Below are 5,362 nucleotides of genomic sequence, written 5' to 3'. Positions count from 1 at the left end.
CATGCGTGGTTTAGAAGCTTTGTACACGAAGTACTACCGGGCGGTGGGCAACTGGAAGGCGGCTCTGGAACATACCCAAAAATTGCATGAACTTGAAAAGGGGAACCTGCTCTCCGACCGCGATGGCGCCGTCACCCGCCTCGGGATGGAGTTTGAGAACGAGAAGAAGGAAGTGCAACTCGCGAGTCAGCGGAAAGAGTTGGCCCTGAAAAGCGAGAATATCCAAACGCAGCGCTGGCTATTGTTTGTGGTGTCGGCGCTGCTGTTGCTGGCGGTGGGCGGCGTCGCGGTGTATTATCGGCTCTTCCGCCAGAAAGCCCGCATTGGTCGCCAGAACGCGGAGTTGGTGCAGGAGCAAAACCACCGGGTCAAGAACAATCTGCAGGTCGTGTCGGGCTTGTTGCAGTTGCAGGCCAACCGCCTGAGCGACAAGGCGGCCATCGCCGCTTTGGAAGACACGCAGTCTCGCCTGAAAGTGATGGCGGCTTTGCAGATGAAACTCTACGAAAACGACCGATTGACGCCCGTCCGAGCGGCGGAGTTTGTCCGCCAACTGGTCGAGATGTCTTTGGAGTCGTTTGGTTGCCAGGATGTGGTTGTCAACTACGACATCCCGGATACCCTGGAAGTACCCCTCGACCACGCTTTGCCCGTGGGCCTGATCGTGAATGAGCTTACTACCAATGCCTGTAAGTATGCCTTTGCGGATCATGAAGCGCCTGCTCTGACTATTGAGATGCGGAGACAAGGCAGCCAACAAGACAGTAGACAAGGCAGTGCCTTGTCTCTACGGGTGGCTGATAATGGTGGTGGGTTCAAACGGTCCCCGGTCGTCAAAGGCGGCGAGCAGTCGCTGGGCATGAAGATCATTGATTTGCAGGTAAAGCAACTGCATGGGCAGTACAGTTTCAACGCCACGGAAGGCACCACATTCCGTATGAATTTTAAGGTTTAACCGATCACCCTATTTTCCCTTGTCACCCTGAGCGGAGACGAAGGGCCTCATCCTCCCACCTTTCATCCATGAACCCCCTTCACCTTTTGATCATCGAGGACGACCTGATCGAGGCCGCCGATATGCAGGAAAGTCTGGAAAGCGAGGGCCGCTTCGTGACGGCCCTCGCCCGCAGCACGCAGGAAGTCAGGCTGGCCCTGAAACGGAAAGTACCCGACCTGGCCCTGGTGGACATCCGGCTGGCCGGGTCGCCGCACAACGGCATCGAGATTGCCCAAAAGTACCTGCTGCCCCTCGCTGTTCCTATCGTGTACCTTACTTCCAGCACCGAAAAACCCTTCGTGGAGGCGGCGCAGCAAACGCATCCTGCTGCCTTCATGTTCAAGCCTTTCCGCAGCAAGGAACTCGCCATTCAGTTGGAATTAGCCTATCTCAACCACAATCCTTCACCCGATGGACTAGGTTCTCAACCGTCCGAAAGCCTGTTTTTACCCACCAAAAATGGCAAGGAACACATTAGGATCCTGAAAAAGGAGGTAGTTTATATGAAGGCCGCCGGGGCTTACGTGGAAGTATATACGCGAACGGGGCATGGCGTCGGCAGCCACGTTTTTGCCATGAACTTGAAGTACTTGGCGCAGTTTTTCCCGGCAGACCAGTTCTTTCGCATTTCGCGCTTCGTGGTCGTCAACCTGGATTTTGTGGAGCGTATCGAGAAAAATCAGCTGTTTGTCAGTGCCATGGAAAAGCCGATTCCTTTTCCCGAAACCAATCACAAAGAATTGATGCGGAAACTTTTGGTGGTGAAAACACCGTAGGGACGTTGGATACTGGTAACTTCGCTCTTCAAAATCCAAAACCCTTCAAAAAGTACTCAATGAAAAAATTCCTCCTCTGGACGGTTGGCATTATCGGCCTGCTTGGTATTGGTTACGCGGTCGGACCCGATGTGCCCGACGCCACCCTCGACCCCGCGCTACCAGCAGTTACCCAAAATCTGACTGAACTTGAAGCCGACATTACCCGCTCCGAAACCGCCATTCCCGACCTCAAAAAAGACAACGAAGCCCGCATTATCTGGGCCGATACGGCCAAACAGAAAACGACGTACAGCATCGTCTATATCCACGGCTTCGGCGCGAGTCAGGCGGAGGGTGAACCGGTTCACCGCGAACTGGCCAAGCGCTACGGGGCCAACCTGTACCTGGCGCGGCTGCACGATGCGGGCATCGACGACCCCGACGCCTTCGACGATCTCACGCCCGAGAATTTCGTGGCCGGAGCCAAGCGGGCGTTGGCCATTGGCAACGCCATCGGCGATAGCGTGATCGTGATGGGTACTTCGGCGGGCGGACTGCTGACCGTTTATCTGGCCGCCACGCATCCCGAAATCAAAGGAATAGTACTTTACTCGCCCTGCATGGCCATCGCCAATCCGGCCATGAGCCTGGCCACCCGGCCCTGGGGTCAGCAGATTCTGAACGCCGCCGTGGGCGAGCATCGGGTAAGCGGCAACACAGGCGAGCGGAGCAATTACTGGTTGAAAAGTTATCATTCGAATGGCTTGATGACCTTGCAGCAAACCATCGACGCCGTGGCGAGGCCCGAAGTGTACGAAAAAGTGAAGATGCCTGCCTTTGTCGGCTATTACTACAAAAATGACGAGGAGCAGGACCAGGTGGTGTCGGTAGCGGCAATCAAGGAAATGTTTCCCAAGCTCGGTACGCCCGACGCCCTGAAAGTGGAGCGCGCCTTTCCCAATAGCGGCGATCACGTGATTGCCTCGCACTTCACGTCGAAGGATATTGCTGGCGTGCAGAAAGCAACGGAAGATTTTTTTGAAAAAATCCTGAAAATAAAGCCTGTGGCGGCCGACCGATAAGCCTACCTGACTAGTGCGTTTCCTTGGATTACCTGCATGGCCCATTAGGCTGATAAAGACCACGACTACCCCGTCAGGATCGGCAGTAAACCGCTGGAAGGCAAACTTACCCTGGTAAAGCTGCACGCCAATCTCAAAGAACTGAACCTGAAAACCATCCGTGATGACGGGAAAGTGGTCGGTAAATTCACCGTTCCCCGCAAAATTCGCTCGAAAGGCTTATGAGACTGAATTCAACTACGAGAAGAGTCCGAAGATTAGCGTATTTTAGCCTGGTGGTACTGTTGGGAGGCTGTATAAAAAGTACAAGCCCAACCCGCAAAATGCCACTGCGGGTCATGACCTACAACATCCACCACGCCAACCCGCCTTCCGAAAAAGTAAAGATCGATTTGGTGGCCATCGCGCGGGTCATCAATCAGCAAAAGCCGGATCTGGTGGCATTGCAGGAAGTGGACGTCTATACCGAACGCTCCGGCAAAAACCTGGATCAGGCTCGCGAGCTGGCTCGGCTAACGGGTATGAAGTCGTTTTTCATGAAAGCGCTGGACTACCAGGGAGGGGAGTACGGCATCGCGGTACTTTCGCGGTATACCATCGTGGATTCAGTGGGGTACCTGCTGCCGCGCGACCCCGCAATAGGAGGAGAGGATCGCGCCGTGGCTGCTATTACCGTGCAACTACCCGGCCAAAAGAGGGTTATCTTCGCCAGCACGCACCTGGACTTGAAAGAAGAAAACCGGCTGTCGCAGGCGAAGGCCCTGATAACACATTTTAAGGATTCCAGCCTACCCATGATTCTGGGTGGCGATTTCAACGCTCTGTCGGGCAGCCCGGTGATGGATTTGTTCGATCAGCATTTTACCAGAACCTGCCGGGACGACTGCGCACCGACTATTCCGGTAAATTCGCCCAATCGTACGATCGACTTCATCATGTACAATCCCATAAATAGTTTTAAGATATTGAACACCAGGGTCATTGACGAAAAGTACGCTTCGGATCATTTACCAGTCGTGGCGGAACTGGAAATTTTGTGAAGACTTCCCAAAAGACTGACCGTCCTGAATTTAGCTTTTGGTAAAAGGGTAAGTAAATGTTTATGAAAACTACACTACCTGAAGCGCGGGCGTCGAGCATCGCTTTTTCGACTTCACAGATGACTTCGGTACCTGGGTGATTTTTTATGGTCCCAAAGGTGGGGAGAAAGCCTAGCGAATTTTTCCGGGCCTATTTTGTTTGCTACTCTGAGCAAAACGTGCGGCTTCGGAAAGAAGCAGCGTACTTTTGCATTAGCTTGAAACAATTCTCTGCCGCATGAATAAATTGACCGCCGCCCTCGGCGTGACTCTTCTGCTTCTTAGTCATCTTACTTTGGCCCAAATCCAGCGCCACGCCACCTGGACGCATTCTTTTTCCAAGAAAGAAGTGAAAGTCGGTGAAACGGTGGATCTGGTCTTCAAAGCCACCATCGATCCGGGCTGGTACATGTATTCCAACGATTTCGACCCCGACCTGGGGCCGATGTTGACGGAAATTACGCTGACGCCCAATGCTTCCTACAAAAAAATGGACGGTCTGCGGCCCGTCAAGCCGAAGAAAAAGTTTGAAGAGATTTGGCAGGGTAATGTGACCTACTTCGAAGGCAAAGCCGAATTTCGTCAGACGGTTCTGATCCTGCAGGAAAACCCCACGATCAAAGCCGCCGCTACCTACCAAACTTGTTCGAACGTGACGGGTTTGTGCGTACTAGGCAATAACGACTTTACTTTTACAGGATTAAAAGTCGCCCCGGCTGCTACGAAGAAAGACGAGCCCAAGAAGGAGGCTTCCTCAAAAACTACCGCACCGGAAACTGCCTCTCCTGCAACTACCGACGAGAGTACAGCCGGAGAATCCGTTGCCGAAACCGGGCAGGAATCGCTCGTGGATTCAGCCGTTACTTCCAGCATCTCGTCCGATTCAGCGACCACGGAAGCCAAACCCGCCCTGTACAATGCAGAGGACGATTCGGCGACGAGCGACGGCTCCCTGTGGGCCTTCGCGGCCGCTGCATTTCTGGCGGGGTTGGTGGCCTTGCTGACGCCCTGCGTTTTCCCCATTATCCCGATGACGGTCAGTTTCTTTACCAAACAAAAAGACGGTAAGACAAAGGCGTTAATTTATGGATTGTCTATTGTCCTGATTTACACCCTTATCGGTACTGTCGTATCGCGGCTCAATGGCCCGGCCTTTGCTAATTTCCTAAGTACCCACTGGCTACCAAACCTGCTGTTTTTTGCCATATTTTTCCTGTTCGGGCTGTCTTTTCTGGGGTTGTTCGAGATCGTGCTGCCGAGTTCTTTCGTCAACAAGATGGACGAGAAAGCTGACCAGGGCGGAATGCTGGGCGTGTTCTTCATGGCTTTCACGCTGGTGCTGGTGTCGTTTTCCTGTACGGGCCCCATCGTGGGCAGTTTGCTGGTGGCCTCGGCGGGCGGCGAGGTCGTGAAGCCCATTGTGGGCATGGTGGCGTTTTCGTCGGC

The 5,362-nt window shown here is 53.7% G+C and carries 5 protein-coding genes; all 5 read left to right on the top strand.

All coding sequences use genetic code 11. The features are described from left to right. Nucleotides 1–955: sensor histidine kinase (locus ACEW8P_RS04905; RefSeq protein ID WP_373511987.1), on the top strand; the 955-nt coding region annotated here is incomplete at its 5' end. Between the two features lie 68 nt (nt 956–1,023). Further along, on the top strand, nt 1,024–1,773 hold the full coding sequence (locus ACEW8P_RS04900; protein WP_373511986.1) for a response regulator transcription factor: 750 nt from the start codon (nt 1,024–1,026) through the stop codon (nt 1,771–1,773). 59 nt (nt 1,774–1,832) lie between these two features. Continuing rightward, complete coding sequence (locus tag ACEW8P_RS04895) at nt 1,833–2,837, top strand: alpha/beta hydrolase (RefSeq protein WP_373511985.1); 1,005 nt, start codon at nt 1,833–1,835, stop codon at nt 2,835–2,837. Nucleotides 2,838–3,175: 338 nt separating this feature from the next. Beyond that, on the top strand, nt 3,176–3,877 hold the full coding sequence (locus tag ACEW8P_RS04890) for an endonuclease/exonuclease/phosphatase family protein (RefSeq protein ID WP_373511984.1): 702 nt from the start codon (nt 3,176–3,178) through the stop codon (nt 3,875–3,877). Between the two features lie 277 nt (nt 3,878–4,154). Further along, a partial coding sequence (locus tag ACEW8P_RS04885) for a cytochrome c biogenesis protein CcdA (protein ID WP_373511983.1) occupies nt 4,155–5,362 on the top strand: 1,208 nt, incomplete at its 3' end.

The organism is Persicitalea sp. (genome assembly GCF_041751555.1).
Taxonomy (GTDB): domain Bacteria; phylum Bacteroidota; class Bacteroidia; order Cytophagales; family Spirosomataceae; genus Persicitalea.
The sequence above is the reverse complement of the archived record's forward strand: the minus strand, read 5'-3'. Positions and strand labels throughout refer to the sequence as shown.